The organism is Nocardioides sp. LMS-CY (assembly GCF_018732145.1).
Taxonomy (GTDB): domain Bacteria; phylum Actinomycetota; class Actinomycetes; order Propionibacteriales; family Nocardioidaceae; genus Nocardioides; species Nocardioides soli.
The window spans coordinates 1,836,026-1,849,671 of the sequence record NZ_CP076104.1; the positions used below are offsets into that span (position 1 = coordinate 1,836,026).

Consider the following 13,646-nt stretch of genomic DNA (forward strand, 5'->3'; position numbering starts at 1 on the left):
TCGTGGGCCACCGGCAAGCAAGAACCCCCGAACCGCAAGGTTCGGGGGTTCTGTGGTTCCGGTGCGCTCAGGCGTTGGGGCGCTTGCCGTGGTTCGCGCCCTTCTTCTTGCGAGCGCGGCGCTTGCGGCCGGTCTTGCCCATGGTCTTCCTCCTGATCGGGACGTCGATGGCCCGTAGGCCGTCGACCATCCTCTCAAACCCCGCGGCGCTGCGTGAAATCGGGCGCACGCGGGTCGTGGGCGGTGACGGCTCTCGGCTGCCTGGTGGGTGGCGATTCGGGATAGTCCGTCACGATCCAGCCGCAAGTCGGCCGGTAGGGCAACCAGAACGTGACGGACTATCCGTGGGTGGCACTCCCGCTCGGCCCTCGATCGATCCGCGCCGGGCGACCTCCGAACCACCCGCGGGCGGGTCGGGACCTCCGGTGCACCGGGTACGGCACCGGTTCACCGGCAGACGTCACAGCCGCGACAGGAACCGCCCGGCGTCGACCACGACCCGGGTGACCTGGCCGGTGCCGACCACCTTCCCCGGTCCGCCGTCGGCGCCGAGGTTGCGGACGGCGACCGTGAACCGGTGCAGTCGTCCGTCGGCGTAGGTCGAGGACGCGGTCACCTCGACCCGCTGGCCGACCGCGCTCGCGGCGAGGTGCTCGAGCTCGACGCGGGTGCCGACGCTCGTGGACCCCTCGGGCAGGCCCGGCTCGAGCGCCGCGCACGTGGCGGCCTCGCACCAGGCGAGCAGCCGGGGGGTGCCGAGCACCGGCAGGGTGCCGGAGCCGACGGCGGCCGCCGTGTCGTCGTCGGTCACCGTGAAGGTCAGGGTCGCGTCCATCAGAGCTCCTTGCGGAAGGCGATCAGGTCGATCCCGGGCACCGGCGACCAGTCCCGGCCGGGCACCCGCTCGAAGCCGAGCCGAGCATAGGCCCGGTGCGCTGCGGTCATCTCGGCCAGGCTGGAGAGCACGATGCCGCGCGCACCGAGCCCGCGGAAGCGGTCCACCACGCAGGTCAGCAGCGCCGCACCGACGCCGCGACCGCGGGCGGCGGGCGCGACGGCCAGCATCCGGAACTCGCCCTCGTCGGCCGTGCCGATCTCGCGCCACGGCGACCCGACGAGCGCGATCGTGACCGTGCCGACGACCTCGCCGTCGAGCTCGGCGACCCACAGTTCGGCCTCGCGATGGCGGGCGGCCGCGTCGCGCAGCCGCTCGACGTAGGGGTCGGACGGGCCGAGGGTGAACTCCGAGTACGCCGCGACCGTCACCTCGCCCGCGGTCGCGAGGTCGCCGGGGCCGGCGCGCCGGACCAGCACCCCCTCAGACACCGAAGCTGGTCCGGGGATAGACCGCCGCGACGTCGGTGATCACGTTGAGCAGGTACGGCACGCCGGCGGCGAACGCCCGGTCGAGCGCGGGGCCGATCTGGCGCGGGTCGGTCACGGTCTCGCCGGCGCCGCCGAGCGCGCGCACGACCTCGTCGTAGGCCGTGCGGGGCGCCAGGTCGGCGATCACGTCGTAGCCGTAGAGCATCTGCATCGGGCCCTTCTCCAGGCCCCATGCGGAGTTGTTGCCCATCACCATGACGACCGGCAGGTCGTGGCGCACCAGCGTGTCGACGTCCATCAACGAGAAGCCGGCGGCGCCGTCCCCGAGCAGCAGCACGACCTGTGCCGACGGGCGGGCCAGCCGGGCCGCGATGGCGGCGCCGAGGCCGGCGCCGAGGCAGCCGTACGGGCCGGGGTCGAGCCAGCCGCCGGGGCGGCGCGGCTCGACGTACTTGCCGGCGAAGCTGACGAAGTCCCCGCCGTCGCCGATCACCACCGCGTCGTCGGCGAGGCGGGGGAGCAGCTCGCCGTAGATGCGGGCCGGGTGGATCGGGTCGGCGGTGGCGCCGAGCAGCTCGGCGTCGCGCGCGGCGGAGGCCGACACGGCGCCCTGGAGGTCGCCGAGCCAGGCGGACCAGTCGGGCCGGCGTACGACCTGCTCGAGCTCGGTGAGCAGCCCGTCGAGGACCGAGGTGAGGTCGCCGGCCACCGACGCGGCGAGGTCGGCGTGGCCGGAGAGCTGGGCGGGGGAGTCCGCGACGTGCACGACCTGGGCGGGCGGTGCGCCGTCGCGGCCCCCGAACACGCCGTACCCGAGCCGGAAGTCCAGCGGGGTGCCGACCACGACGACCAGGTCGGCCCCGCCGAGGGCGGCGCCGCGCGCCTTGGTGACCAGCAGCGGATGGCCGCCGGGCACGATCCCGCGGCCCATGCCGTTGGTGATGGTCGGGACGCCGGTGGCCTCGACGAAGCGTAGTGCCGCCTCCTCGGCGCGATCGGCCCACACGTCGGTGCCGAGGATCAGCACCGGTCGGCTGGCGGCGGCGAGCAGCTCGGCGATCTCGGTGAGGGCGTCCGGGTCGGGCGCGGCGCCGCGCGGCATGATCGGCGCCGGCAGCGGGCCGCCGGCGCTGTTGAACAGCTCGTCCATCGGCACGTCGACGAAGACCGGCCCGCGGTGCGGCGAGCCGGCCGTCACGAACGCGTCGTGGATCCCGTCGAGCACCGCGTCGGCCGTGGCGATCGTGTGCGCCTTCTTCGAGACCGGCGCGAAGATCGGCGGTTGGTCGAGCTCCTGGAGCGCGCCGGTGCCCCACCGGCTCTGCGGCGCCCGCCCACCGACCACCACCATCGGCGAACCCGCGAACTGGGCCTGTGCGACGGCGCTCAGTCCGTTGGTCACGCCCGGACCGGCGGTCAGCACGGCCAGCCCCGGCACCCGGGTCAGCTTGCCGGTGGCCTCGGCGGCGAAGGCCGCCGTCTGCTCGTGGCGTACGTCGAGCAGCCGCATCGGCGGCTCGGCCTTGACCGCGCCGTCGTACATCGGGAACACGTGCGCGCCCGACAGGGTGAACATCGTCTCGACGCCGTGTGCGCGAGCGACCGCGATCGCCAGCTCGCCGGCGTGGCCGGTCAGGTCGGTGTCGTCGGGCCGGTTCTCGTCGGGCATGCCCGCAGGTTACTCACCAGTCGTGACGAGATAGGCGCGGTTGGTCGACTTCAGCACGTCCACCACGACCAGCAGCAGGTCGGAGCGCACCTGAGGCGGCCGGGTGCCCAGCGAGAGCTGCAGGTAGAGCGCCCGCAGGAACGCCTCGGCGTTGCCGCCGGCGAGGTAGGGATCTCCGTCGTCGTGCGCCGAGCGGGTGCCGGCCGCGGCCGCGATCCGGGCGATCCACGGCTCGAGCACCCGCAGCGGCACGACGTTGCGGCGCAGCACCGCCATGGTCGCGAACGCGAGCCGGTCGGGCTCGCCGCTGCTGAACAGCCGGTCGACCGGGAGCAGCAGCCGGTCGGCCACGACGTCGAGCACCACGGTCAGCTCGGGGGTGGCCAGGTGCGGCGACCGCGCCAGGATCGCGAGGGCGTCGGCGCCGTGGGCGACCGCGTGGGCCCAACCCTTGCCGGGGACGAAGCCCCGCAGGTCGTGCTCGCGCAGCAGCCAGGTCGTGAGCCGGTCGCCCCACTCGAGGATCTTGCCGCCGGGCAGCAGCGGCCGGGCGTTGTCGCGGGCGATGCACTCGCCGAGCACGAGGGCCGAGAAGCTGCGCCGGAAGACCGTGTCGGTGTCGCACTCGCCGAGCCCGGCCAGCAGCCCCATCGCCATGCCGTCGCCGAGCCCCGGGAGCAGGTCGTCGTAGACGCCGCGCTCGATCCAGGTGGTCAGGGCGGGGTACGCCGTGCCGTCGCGCAGGGCCGGGTCGGGGTCGCCCAGCATCCGGGTCAGCTCGGCGGTGAGCTCGTCGAGGGGGCGATCCGACGGGACCGCCAGCCCTGCTGCGTGCACGTTCCGCCAGTATGACCCGGACATAGGGGCGATCCTACGAAAGTCGTCCGAAACGTCCAGTGGCGGTCCGGGCGGGTGTCGGCGGAAGTCCTACGCTTGCCAGCGTGCCGTCCCTCAGCGACCTCGTGCGCAGCCACACCGACCTCGACGCCGACGACGTCGCGTGGCTCCAGCTGCTCCAGGCCGACTGGCAGATCATCGCCGACCTCTCCTTCGCCGACCTCGTGCTCTGGCTGCCGGACCGGGAGGGCAAGGGCTTCTGGGCGGCCGGCCAGATGCGGCCCACGACCGGTCCCACGGCGTACGTCGACGACGTGATCGGCACGTTCGTGCCGGTCGGTCGCCGGCCGCTGATCGACGCGGCGTACACCCAGGGACGGCTGATCCGCGAGGGCGACCCGGAGTGGCGCGACGACGTGCCGGTGCGGATCGAGTCGATCCCGGTGCGCCGCGCCGGGCGGGTGATCGCGGTGGTCGCCCGCAACACGAACCTGCTCGGCGTGCGCACCCCGAGCCGGCTCGAGCTGTCCTACCTGCAGACCGCCTCCGACCTGACCCAGATGATCGCCAACGGCCACTTCCCGGCGGCGGGGGAGCGCAGCGACCACGCGGACACCCCCCGGGTCGGCGACGGCTTCCTGCGCATCGACGCCGCCGGGCGGGTCGTGTACGCGAGCCCGAACGCCCAGTCGGTCTTCCGCCGGCTCGGCCTGTCCGGCGACCTGACCGGGCTGTCCCTGGCCGAGACCACGCGCTCGCTGGTGCCGCCCCGGCGCCGGCCCGACGAGGAGACGCTCAGCGCGGTCCTCGGCGGTCGGGCGCAGCGGGACACCGAGATCGGGACCGAGGGCGTCGCGCTGATCGTGCGGACGATCCCGCTGCGGCCCGCCGGTGAGCACATCGGCGCCGTGGTGCTGGTGCGCGACGTCACCGACCTGCGCCGCCGCGACCGCGAGCTGGTCACCAAGGACGCGACGATCCGCGAGATCCACCACCGGGTGAAGAACAACCTGCAGACCGTGGCCGCGCTGCTGCGGCTCCAGGCGCGGCGGATCGACAACGAGTCGGCGCGGCTGGCGCTGGAGGAGGCGGTACGCCGCGTCGGGTCGATCGCGATCGTCCACGAGATCCTCAGCCAGGCGGTCGAGGAGCGGGTCGACTTCGACGAGATCGTGGACCCGCTGGGGCGGATGGTGACCGAGGTGAGCGCGGTCGGCAGCCGGGTGCGGGTGCGCCGGTCCGGGTCGTTCGGCGAGCTGCCGTCGGAGGCCGCCACCGCGCTCGCGATGGTGATCACCGAGCTGCTCCAGAACGCCGTCGAGCACGGCTACGACCCGGCCGACGCCGACCTCACGGGCGAGATCGTGCTGTCCGCCCAGCGGCTGGTCGGCCGGCTGCACGTCAGCGTGGACGACGACGGTCGGGGCCTCCCCGAGGACTTCGACCTCGAGGGCCAGGGCAGCCTCGGGCTGTCGATCGTCCGGACGCTGGTGGAGTCGGAGCTCGGCGGCCAGCTCGAGCTGGGGCCGGGCCCCGGCGGGACCGGTACCCGGGCGGCGCTCGACGTGCCTCTCGACTAGTGGTCGTCGCTGGAAGTTCCGAAGAACTTCCGGTGATGGCCACTAGTGACCCGGCGCCGGACTGGGTCTCGACACGCCGGTCGCGAGTTCGCGAGCCCACTCGCGCGGCTCGCTCGACCACCGTCAGCGGATCCGCTGACGCGTCTCGGCTAGGCGGTCCGCACCCGGGCCCGGGCGTTGCGACGCTTGAGCGCGCGGCGCTCGTCCTCGCTCAGACCGCCCCACACGCCGTGGTCCTGTCCAGCCTCGAGCGCCCACGCGAGGCACTGCTCGCGCACCTCGCAGCGTCGGCACACCTGCTTGGCCTCCTCGATCTGGAGGATGGCCGGACCGGTGTTGCCGATCGGGAAGAACAGCTCCGGGTCCTCGTCGAGGCACGCGGAACGGTGGCGCCAATCCATGGCTGGGCGTTCCTTCTCTCTACAGACAGGCTCAAGGGGCAGGCCGAGCGGGGTGCTGCGGACCTGCCGGGCGAATGGGCACGACAAAGCACGCGCAAGTTCACGCGATGCCTCTCAAAGAGTGGCAATCTTTCGACCGTTAAACAACCCCCTGCGATGGTCTTATCCGTCACAGAAGTCACGTCCGCGGCGGTCTGGCCGGGGGCGCCGGCGGCCTCTCTTCTAGAGTGCTCCGGTGAGCCTACGACCCGCCGCCCACGTGCCGGCGCCCCTGATCGTGGCCGCCTCGCTGGTCGCGGTCGAGGGGCTGCTGCTGCTCGGGTACGCCGTGCTCGAGGTGGCCAACCTCAACGCCGACCGCGCGGAGGTGGCGGTGACGACCGCCGTGTTCTTCCTGCTGTACGGCGGCGGGCTGCTGGGCTGCGCCTGGGCGTTGTCCCGCCTCAGCTCCTGGGCGCGCAGCCCGGCGGTGCTGGCCCAGCTGATCCAGCTCGGGGTGGCCTGGAGCTTCTGGGGTGGCGACACGACGGTGGTCGCGCTGGCCGTCGCCGCGGTGGCGCTGATCGTGCTGGGCGGCATCTTCCACCCGGCGAGCGTGGCGGCGCTGGCTCCGGCCGAGGAGGAGTAGGAGGAGGCGCTACGAGCTCTCCTCGAGCGAGGTGCGCAGCTGCTCGAGCGTCCGGTTGAGCAGCCGCGAGACGTGCATCTGGGAGACCCCGATCTCCGCTGCGATCTGGGACTGGGTCATGTTCTTGAAGAACCGCAGCAGCAGGATCTTCTTCTCCCGCGGCGCCAGCTTGTCCAGCAGCGGCTTGATCGATTCGCGGATCTCGACGTGCTCGAGCCCCTCGTCGTCGACGCCGATGGCGTCGAGCATCGTGGCGGTGCCGTCGTCGCCGTCGTCGCTGGCGTCGAGGGACAGCGTGGAGTAGGCGTTGCTGGACTCGATGCCCTCGACGATCTCCTCGACCGAGCAGCCGATCGCCTCGGCGAGCTCGCGGGGGGTCGGGGAGCGGCCCAGGGACTGGGTGAGCTCGGCGCTCGCCGTTCCGATCTGCATGCGCAGCTCCTGGAGCCGTCGCGGCACCCGGATCGCCCAGCCCTTGTCGCGGAAGTAGCGCTTGATCTCGCCGATGATCGTCGGCGTGGCGTAGGTCGAGAACTCGACGCCCCGCTCGGAGTCGAAGCGGTCGATCGACTTGATCAGCCCGATCGTGCCGACCTGCACCAGGTCCTCGAGCGGCTCGCCGCGGTTGCGGAAGCGCCGGGCGCAGTGCTCGACCAGCGGCAGGTGGAGGTGCACCAGCGCCTCCCGGGCCGACTCGTGGGCGGCCTCCGACTCCCGCTCGTCGCCGAAGACGGCGAACAGCTCGGCGCTGCGCAGACGGGTCAGCTCGACGCCCGTGGGGCCGTCGGATCTCCCGTCGTCGTCCAGCGAGAGCGCCATGTCAGCGACCGGGCTCCCGATGGGAGGACACCATGGTGAGCGTGACCGTGAACGTCTCGTCGGTCGAGTCGGCGGCGGCGCGGGTGGCGAGGGTGGTCAGCACCTGCCACGCGAAGCTGTCGGTGTCGGGCTCGACCGCGCCGTCGACGCAGACGGTGACGTCGACGGTCAGCTCACCGAGGTCCTGGTAGAAGCGGCAGCGCAGGTCGGTGCCGGGCGCCGCCTCGGCGAGCACCATCGCGCTGGCCTCGCCGACCGCGATCCGCAGGTCCTCGATGTCGTCGATCGGGAAGTCCAGCCGAGCGGCCAGGCCGGCGGTGGTGGTGCGCAGCACGGAGGCGTACGCGCGGTCGGCCGGCAGGCGCAGCTCGACGTCCGCCCGGCGGGCGTCCTCGGTCGCGGTCGGGCCGGTGGTCGCGCCGATCGATGCCATGTGTCGTCCTCGAGCGTGGTCGTGAAGCGGGTTCCGAGACCGGTCTGCCGAAATGTAGCGGGACCGGCCCCGGGGTCTTCGTACCCCGGGGCCGGTCCCGCTAACCGCCGGTCGGTGCCGGCCGGACGCGTTCGGGCCTCAGCCCTTCTTCGTCGCCCAGAAGATCTCGGCGATCTCGTCGATCTTGGCGAGCAGCTCGTCGGCCTTGGCGGCGTCGAGCTCGCCCTTGGTGCCACCGGCACCGGCCAGCTTGGTGGCCTCGTTGACGAGGGTGTGCAGCTGCGGGTACTTCTCGAAGTGCGGGGGCTTGAAGTAGTCGGTCCACAGCACCCACAGGTGGTGCTTGACCAGCTCGGAGCGCTGCTCCTTGATCAGGATCGCCCGGGTGCGGAAGTCGGGATCGTCGTTGTCGGCGACCTTGGCGATGATCGCCTTGATCGACTCCGCCTCGATGCGCGCCTGGGCCGGGTCGTAGACGCCGCAGGGGAGATCGCAGTGGGCGGAAACCTCAAGGGTGGGGGCGAACAGTCGCGCGAACATGCGGGTCGGGTCCTCTCGTCTTCGGTTGTCCTCGATGCCACCGGTGAAGTTCACGGGGCGCTGCTGGGACACTACTCCGCGTGTCGCAGCGAACACGAGGTACCCGGTCCACAGGGGAAGACACCCCCCGCTGGGGCTTCGCGATCGTGCGCGGCGCATCGATGGAGCCGACCCTGCGCACCGGCGACCGGCTGCTGGTCTCCTACCGCCGCGCGCCGCGCCCCGGCGACGTGGTGGTCGCCCGGTTCCCGGACGGGACGGTGGCGGTCAAGCGCGCCGCCGAGCGACGTACGACGCGCTCCGGAGCCCCGGGCTGGTGGGTGCTCAGCGACAACCCCGACGAGGGGGTCGACTCGCGGCACCGCGGGGTGCTGCCCGAGGCGGACGTGACAGCCGTCACCGTCGCCAGGGTCTGGCCACGTCCCCGTCGGTTCTGAGGCTGTGCGAGACTGGAGGGGAGGGAGACCCCCCGCGGTCCGATGCCCATCCGCGCACACCCCGCGCGTCGAACCGGACCCCACCTGTTCGTACGCCCTCGTCTTGGAAAGCTAGGTCTCGTGATGACCCCTCACACTCCTTCTCACCCGCACGCCGGAGACCCCGTCTTCGACCTGCATGTAGGCGGGAAGATGGAGCTCCGGTCGACGGCACCGCTGGTGGGGAGAGACGACCTGTCCCTGGCCTACACCCCCGGCGTCGCCCGGGTCTGCGAGGCGATCGCGGCGGATCCGACGATGACGCAGCACTACACCTGGGTGCCTAACACGGTCGCCGTCGTCACCGACGGCACCGCGGTCCTCGGCCTCGGCGACATCGGCCCGCAGGCCGCGATGCCGGTGATGGAGGGGAAGGCGGTGCTGTTCAAGCAGTTCGGGGGCGTCGACGCCGTCCCGATCTGCCTCGCGACCACCGACGCCGACGAGATCGTGGAGACCATCGTGCGGTTGGCGCCGAGCTTCGGCGGCATCAACCTCGAGGACATCTCCGCGCCGCGCTGCTTCGAGATCGAGGACCGGCTCAAGGAGCGGCTCGACATCCCGGTCTTCCACGACGACCAGCACGGCACCGCCGTCGTCGCGCTGGCCGCGCTGCAGAACGCGCTGCGCCTGACCGGCCGCGACCCGGAGGCCACGCGGGTCGTGATCTCCGGCGCGGGCGCGGCCGGCGTCGCCGTCGCGAAGATCCTGATCGAGGCGGGCATCACGGACCTCGCGGTCACCGATCGCACGGGCGTGCTGCACTCCGGACGCGGTGACCTCACGCCGGTCAAGCGCGAGCTCGCAGAGATGACCGCGGACAAGAACGGGCGCTCGGGCAGTCTCGCCGACGTGCTCGTCGACGCCGACGTCTACATCGGCGTCTCGGGCGGGAACGTCCCGGAGGAGTACGTCGCGCGGATGGCGCCCGACGCGATCATCTTCGGTCTGGCGAACCCGACCCCCGAGGTGCACCCCGAGGTGGCGCAGCGGCACGCCCGGGTGGTCGCCACCGGCCGCTCGGACTTCCCGAACCAGATCAACAACGTGCTCGCCTTCCCCGGCATCTTCCGGGGCGCGTTCGACGTGCACGCGACCGCGATCACCGAGGGCATGAAGCTCGCCGCGGCCCAGGCGCTGGCCGACCTCGTCGGGGACGAGCTCACCGAGGAGCACGTGATCCCCTCGCCGTTCGACCCGCGGGTCGGCCCGGCGGTCGCGTCCGCTGTGGCGGATGCCGCACGCCGGGACGGTGTCGCACGCCGGTGACGGTGGCTTCGAGATGGTTCCTGAGGAGGTTGCGCAGCAACCGTCTCGAAGGACAGGCGCCAGTGCGCCTTCCTCAACCACCGTGCACGGTGGTTGAGGAGGTTGCGCAGCAACCGTCTCGAAACCACCGATAGGTTGGACGAATGCTCGCCGTCTACGCCGACCGGTTCTCCCAGGACGACCCGCTCTCCGCACTGCAGGTGGGGGAGCGGCCCGACCCCGACGTGCCGGACGGGTGGACGACGGTCACCGTGAAGGCGGCCGCGCTCAACCACCACGACCTGTTCTCGCTGCGCGGGGTCGGGCTGCGCGAGGAGGCGCTGCCGATGATCCTCGGCTGCGACGCGGCCGGGTACGACGAGGACGGCAACGAGGTCGTCGTGCACGCGGTGATCAGCGATCCGTCGTGGACGGGCGACGAGACCTTCGACCCGAAGCGGTCCCTGCTGTCCGAGCGCTACCAGGGCACCTTCGCCGACAAGGTCGCCGTGCCGCGCCGCAACGTGGTGCCGAAGCCGGCGACGCTGTCGTTCGAGGAGGCCGCCTGCCTGCCGACCGCCTGGCTCACGGCGTACCGGATGCTCTTCACCCGCGGCCGGCTGCGGGCCGGCGAGACCGTGCTCATCCAGGGGGCCGGTGGCGGGGTGGCGACGGCCGCGATCGTGCTCGGCCGAGCGGCCGGGTTGCGGGTGCTGGTCACAAGTCGTGACGAGGCCAAGCGGAAGCGGGCGCTCGACCTCGGTGCGCACGATGCGTTCGAGTCGGGGGCTCGACTGCCCGTGAAGGTCGACGCGGTCATGGAGACGGTCGGTCGTGCGACCTGGTCGCACTCGATCCGGTCGTTGCGTCCGGGCGGCCGGATCGTCACCTCCGGCACCACCTCCGGCCCGAACCTCGACGACGCCGAGCTGACCCGGATCTTCTTCCTGCAGCTGAGCGTGATCGGCTCGACGATGGGCACCCGCGACGAGCTCGCCGGCCTGGTGTCGATGCTCGACGCGACCGGCGCCCGACCGCTGATCGACCGGACGCTGCCGATGGCCGACGCCCGCGCCGGCTTCGCCGCGATGCTCGAGGGTGAGCAGTTCGGCAAGATCGTCTTCACCCGCTGATGGCCACCCATCTCGTCACCGGGGCCGGCTCCGGGATCGGAGCGCTCGTCGCGCGCACGCTCCTCGACCGGGGAGACGGGGTCGTGCTGGTGGCGCGCTCGGAGGAGCGGGCCGAGGCACTGCGCTCGTCGTACGACGGCGCCGAGGTGGTTGTCGCCGACCTGGCCTTCCCGGAGTCGGTCGAGTCCCTGGTGCTCCCGGACTCGCTCGACTCCGTCGTGCACGCCGCCGGCATCGTCGAGCTCGGCCCGGTGTCGTCGCTGTCGGTCGAGGCCTGGGCATCGCAGCTGCGCGTCAACCTCGTCGCCCCGGCCGCCCTCACCCGCGTCGCGCTGCCCGCGCTGCGGGCCGCGCGCGGCACCGTCGTGTTCGTGAACTCGACCGCCGGACTCTCCGCGGGTCCGCGCTGGTCGGCGTACGCCGCCTCCAAGCACGGCCTGCGCGCACTGGCCGACTCCCTGCGCGCCGAGGAGGCCGCAGCGGGGGTGCGCGTCTCCACCGTGTTCCCGAGCCGCACCGCCACGCCGATGCAGGAGCGGGTGCACGCCCAGGAGGGCAGGGAGTACGACGCCGCCGACTGGATCCGCCCCGAGACGGTCGCCGACGCGATCGTGCGCCTCGTCGACCTGCCGCGCGACGCGACGATCACCGACGTGACGGTGCGCCCGGCCGGCTAGAGCACGGCTCCTCAACCGGAAGCGGATGAGGAGACGCGCTCTAGACCTGAGGCTCAACGTTGCCTCAAGTTGCCAACCGGCTTGCCCGTTTCTGCCTACGGTGCGCTCGACCGCAGGGCAACTCGATCGGGGGAGACAACGGTGCGACGTGGGCGGACGCTGGCCGCGGTGGCGGCTCTGGCGATGGCGGTGCTGGGACTGGCGGGCTGTGGGGAGTCGAGCGAGGTCGGCACCGGCGCGGCGGGCGGGACGCTCGCGGTAGGTGCGGTCCACGCAACGGACGACCCGTCGCCGGATCCGGCCGAGGAGGTCGTCGTCACGCACGAGCGCGTGCGCAAGAACATCAAGCTCCGGTACCAGACGGTCCACCGCAAGACGGCCACCCTGAAGAAGGGCGTCACGAAGGTCGCGCGGCCGGGCCGCCCGGGCCTGCGCGTCAAGGTCTTCCGGATCACCTACGAGGACGGCGTCTGGGTCGACCGCGAGCTGGTCGTCGACAAGGTCAAGCGCAAGCCGGTCAGCCGGATCGTGCTCCACGGCACCAAGGTGATCAAGCCGCAGCCTCAGCCGGGTGGCCGGTGCGACCCCAACTACAGCGGGTGCGTGCCGATCGCCAGCGACGTCGACTGCGCCGGTGGCAGCGGCGACGGCCCGGCCTATGTCCGGGGCCCGGTGCGCGTCATCGGCAGCGACATCTACGGTCTCGACGCGGACGGCGACGGCTGGGGCTGCGACTGAGGTCCCGCGCTCAGGCGTCGAGCAGCCGCACCAGCTTCTGCGGGGCACAGTTGCGGTAGGACTCCGTGACCAGCTCGGCGACCTCGGTCCAGTCGGTGTCGTCGTCGAGCACCATGCCGACGATCGTGGGCGACCACGGTGGCCGGTAGAACGGCCACCCCGCGTGGGTCAGCGCGAGCAGCTCGTCGCCGACCGCGCGGAAGGTGAGCACGGTGCGGATCGAGTCGTCGCCGGTGAGGTCGCGGTAGGCCGACTCGTAGCCGGGCTGCGCGACCATCACGTGGGCGAAGGTCTTCGCCCGGATCCGCCAGCGCACACCGGTCCAGGCCTCCTCCTCGCGGGCCTCCGGAAGCCGCGTCGCGATCGCTCCGATCCGGCGTACGACGTCGGCCTCGGGCTCGATGCGACGCGGCACGGCTTCAGCCGAAGCACATGCGGAAGTCGGCCTGCCGGAACGACGCGAGCTGGCGGGCGCCGCGCAGCCAGCCGAGCGGGCCGTCGGCGGCGAAGTCCCACCGGCCGCGGCAGGGCAGCGCCTTCGAGGAGCCCTGCAGGGCGGCGGTGCGGTCCTGGCCCTCGGTGTCGCCGATGCCGGGCTGCCAGGTGGTGCCCCGGAATGGGATCCGCACCATCGCGCGGCTGACGTCGGTGAACGATGCGCTCGCGATCGGTCGGCGCTCCAGCGACGTCGACCAGTGGGTCGACGTCAGCGGACCGCGATGGCTGGTGTCGAGCTCGAAGTCGCACAGTTGCTTCGGGATCGCCCAGAGCTCGCGACCGCCGGCCACCGACGCGGGGGAGTCGACCCAGATGTCGGTGATCGAGACGCATCTGCCGTGCTGCTGGGTCGGGACCAGCCGGGCGACCAGCAGCTCGGAGTAGGTCAGCGGGCTGCCGGGCTCGTAGGACACGAACGCCACGCCGTAGACGCCCGCCGGACGGAGCTCGTCGACGCCGGTGCGCAGCTTGAGGACCGAGAGCCAGAGCTGGCCCACCATCGCCCAGGGAGCCGGCGGGTAGCTGACGTCGCCGTCCGGTCCGGAGGAGCTGATCCACGCGGGGCTGGTCGTGTGGTCGGTCATGGCGGCATCCTGCCGTACTCCGGGTACGGACGAAAGTGTCAGTCGAGTGACAGAATGCC

The 13,646-nt window shown here is 72.4% G+C and carries 18 protein-coding genes; 7 read left to right on the plus strand and 11 right to left on the minus strand.

The genetic code is table 11. The features are described from left to right. Positions 1-67 precede the first annotated feature (67 nt). The 5 genes from KM427_RS25895 to KM427_RS08845 form a co-directional block, all read right to left on the minus strand. Entirely contained in the window at positions 68-142 is a 75-nt protein-coding gene (locus tag KM427_RS25895; RefSeq protein WP_369759046.1) for a 50S ribosomal protein bL37, read from the minus strand. Positions 143-460: 318 nt separating this feature from the next. Then, positions 461-835: a thioesterase family protein gene (locus KM427_RS08830; RefSeq protein WP_215526967.1), complete on the minus strand. Its 375-nt coding sequence runs from the start codon at positions 833-835 to the stop codon at positions 461-463. Then, positions 835-1,326 (minus strand): GNAT family N-acetyltransferase, encoded by a 492-nt coding sequence (locus KM427_RS08835; RefSeq protein WP_215526968.1) that lies wholly within the window; start codon positions 1,324-1,326, stop codon positions 835-837. The genes KM427_RS08830 and KM427_RS08835 overlap by 1 nt, the downstream gene beginning before the upstream one ends. Continuing rightward, positions 1,319-2,995, minus strand: a complete 1,677-nt coding sequence (locus KM427_RS08840; RefSeq protein ID WP_183590770.1) for an acetolactate synthase — start codon at positions 2,993-2,995, stop codon at positions 1,319-1,321. The genes KM427_RS08835 and KM427_RS08840 overlap by 8 nt, the downstream gene beginning before the upstream one ends. Positions 2,996-3,004: 9 nt before the next feature. After that, on the minus strand, positions 3,005-3,856 hold the full coding sequence (locus KM427_RS08845; protein WP_215526969.1) for a DUF2785 domain-containing protein: 852 nt from the start codon (positions 3,854-3,856) through the stop codon (positions 3,005-3,007). 80 nt (positions 3,857-3,936) lie between these two features. Here KM427_RS08845 and KM427_RS08850 point away from each other — a divergent pair, with 80 nt between their 5' ends. Beyond that, on the plus strand, positions 3,937-5,412 hold the full coding sequence (locus KM427_RS08850) for a sensor histidine kinase (protein WP_183590768.1): 1,476 nt from the start codon (positions 3,937-3,939) through the stop codon (positions 5,410-5,412). Positions 5,413-5,561: 149 nt separating this feature from the next. Here KM427_RS08850 and KM427_RS08855 read toward each other — a convergent pair whose 3' ends face one another. Next, positions 5,562-5,813, minus strand: coding sequence for a WhiB family transcriptional regulator (locus KM427_RS08855; protein ID WP_011755173.1), 252 nt, complete (start codon positions 5,811-5,813; stop codon positions 5,562-5,564). A gap of 235 nt (positions 5,814-6,048) precedes the next feature. Between KM427_RS08855 and KM427_RS08860 the strand changes: the two genes are divergently transcribed. After that, on the plus strand, positions 6,049-6,441 hold the full coding sequence (locus KM427_RS08860) for a hypothetical protein (RefSeq protein ID WP_183590767.1): 393 nt from the start codon (positions 6,049-6,051) through the stop codon (positions 6,439-6,441). A gap of 9 nt (positions 6,442-6,450) precedes the next feature. On the opposite strand, the gene KM427_RS08865 is transcribed toward KM427_RS08860, so the two are convergent. The 3 genes from KM427_RS08865 to sodN all read right to left on the minus strand — a co-directional run bounded on the left by KM427_RS08865 (position 6,451) and on the right by sodN (position 8,287). Further along, positions 6,451-7,260: an RNA polymerase sigma factor SigF gene (locus KM427_RS08865; RefSeq protein WP_183590766.1), complete on the minus strand. Its 810-nt coding sequence runs from the start codon at positions 7,258-7,260 to the stop codon at positions 6,451-6,453. A gap of 1 nt (position 7,261) precedes the next feature. Further along, the gene (locus KM427_RS08870) at positions 7,262-7,693 is read right to left on the minus strand and encodes an ATP-binding protein (protein ID WP_215526970.1); all 432 of its coding nucleotides are present in this window, start codon (positions 7,691-7,693) and stop codon (positions 7,262-7,264) included. Between the two features lie 138 nt (positions 7,694-7,831). Then, on the minus strand, positions 7,832-8,287 hold the full coding sequence (sodN, locus tag KM427_RS08875) for a superoxide dismutase, Ni (protein ID WP_252275203.1): 456 nt from the start codon (positions 8,285-8,287) through the stop codon (positions 7,832-7,834). 92 nt (positions 8,288-8,379) lie between these two features. Between sodN and KM427_RS08880 the strand changes: the two genes are divergently transcribed. The 5 genes from KM427_RS08880 to KM427_RS08900 all read left to right on the plus strand — a co-directional run bounded on the left by KM427_RS08880 (position 8,380) and on the right by KM427_RS08900 (position 12,505). Beyond that, on the plus strand, positions 8,380-8,670 hold the full coding sequence (locus KM427_RS08880; protein ID WP_252275205.1) for a S24/S26 family peptidase: 291 nt from the start codon (positions 8,380-8,382) through the stop codon (positions 8,668-8,670). A gap of 192 nt (positions 8,671-8,862) precedes the next feature. Further along, positions 8,863-9,978 (plus strand): NAD(P)-dependent malic enzyme, encoded by a 1,116-nt coding sequence (locus KM427_RS08885; protein WP_252275207.1) that lies wholly within the window; start codon positions 8,863-8,865, stop codon positions 9,976-9,978. Between the two features lie 143 nt (positions 9,979-10,121). After that, positions 10,122-11,090: a zinc-binding dehydrogenase gene (locus KM427_RS08890; protein ID WP_215526972.1), complete on the plus strand. Its 969-nt coding sequence runs from the start codon at positions 10,122-10,124 to the stop codon at positions 11,088-11,090. Continuing rightward, on the plus strand, positions 11,090-11,767 hold the full coding sequence (locus KM427_RS08895) for an SDR family oxidoreductase (protein ID WP_215526973.1): 678 nt from the start codon (positions 11,090-11,092) through the stop codon (positions 11,765-11,767). Before KM427_RS08890 ends, KM427_RS08895 begins: the two co-directional genes overlap by 1 nt. Positions 11,768-11,908: 141 nt before the next feature. Beyond that, the gene (locus KM427_RS08900) at positions 11,909-12,505 is read left to right on the plus strand and encodes a G5 domain-containing protein (RefSeq protein ID WP_215526974.1); all 597 of its coding nucleotides are present in this window, start codon (positions 11,909-11,911) and stop codon (positions 12,503-12,505) included. Positions 12,506-12,515: 10 nt separating this feature from the next. On the opposite strand, the gene KM427_RS08905 is transcribed toward KM427_RS08900, so the two are convergent. After that, complete coding sequence (locus KM427_RS08905; RefSeq protein WP_215526975.1) at positions 12,516-12,920, minus strand: MmcQ/YjbR family DNA-binding protein; 405 nt, start codon at positions 12,918-12,920, stop codon at positions 12,516-12,518. 4 nt (positions 12,921-12,924) lie between these two features. Beyond that, positions 12,925-13,587: an acetoacetate decarboxylase family protein gene (locus tag KM427_RS08910; protein WP_215526976.1), complete on the minus strand. Its 663-nt coding sequence runs from the start codon at positions 13,585-13,587 to the stop codon at positions 12,925-12,927. Positions 13,588-13,646 lie beyond the last annotated feature (59 nt).

Coding starts and splice junctions, on each gene's coding strand:
- KM427_RS08830 (WP_215526967.1), bottom strand. CDS start 835: ATGGACGCGACCCTGACCTTCACGGTGACCGACGACGACACGGCGGCC.
- KM427_RS08840 (WP_183590770.1), bottom strand. CDS start 2,995: ATGCCCGACGAGAACCGGCCCGACGACACCGACCTGACCGGCCACGCC.
- KM427_RS08845 (WP_215526969.1), bottom strand. CDS start 3,856: ATGTCCGGGTCATACTGGCGGAACGTGCACGCAGCAGGGCTGGCGGTC.
- KM427_RS08855 (WP_011755173.1), bottom strand. CDS start 5,813: ATGGATTGGCGCCACCGTTCCGCGTGCCTCGACGAGGACCCGGAGCTG.
- KM427_RS08865 (WP_183590766.1), bottom strand. CDS start 7,260: ATGGCGCTCTCGCTGGACGACGACGGGAGATCCGACGGCCCCACGGGC.
- KM427_RS08870 (WP_215526970.1), bottom strand. CDS start 7,693: ATGGCATCGATCGGCGCGACCACCGGCCCGACCGCGACCGAGGACGCC.
- KM427_RS08885 (WP_252275207.1), top strand. CDS start 8,863: ATGGAGCTCCGGTCGACGGCACCGCTGGTGGGGAGAGACGACCTGTCC.
- KM427_RS08890 (WP_215526972.1), top strand. CDS start 10,122: ATGCTCGCCGTCTACGCCGACCGGTTCTCCCAGGACGACCCGCTCTCC.
- KM427_RS08895 (WP_215526973.1), top strand. CDS start 11,090: ATGGCCACCCATCTCGTCACCGGGGCCGGCTCCGGGATCGGAGCGCTC.
- KM427_RS08910 (WP_215526976.1), bottom strand. CDS start 13,587: ATGACCGACCACACGACCAGCCCCGCGTGGATCAGCTCCTCCGGACCG.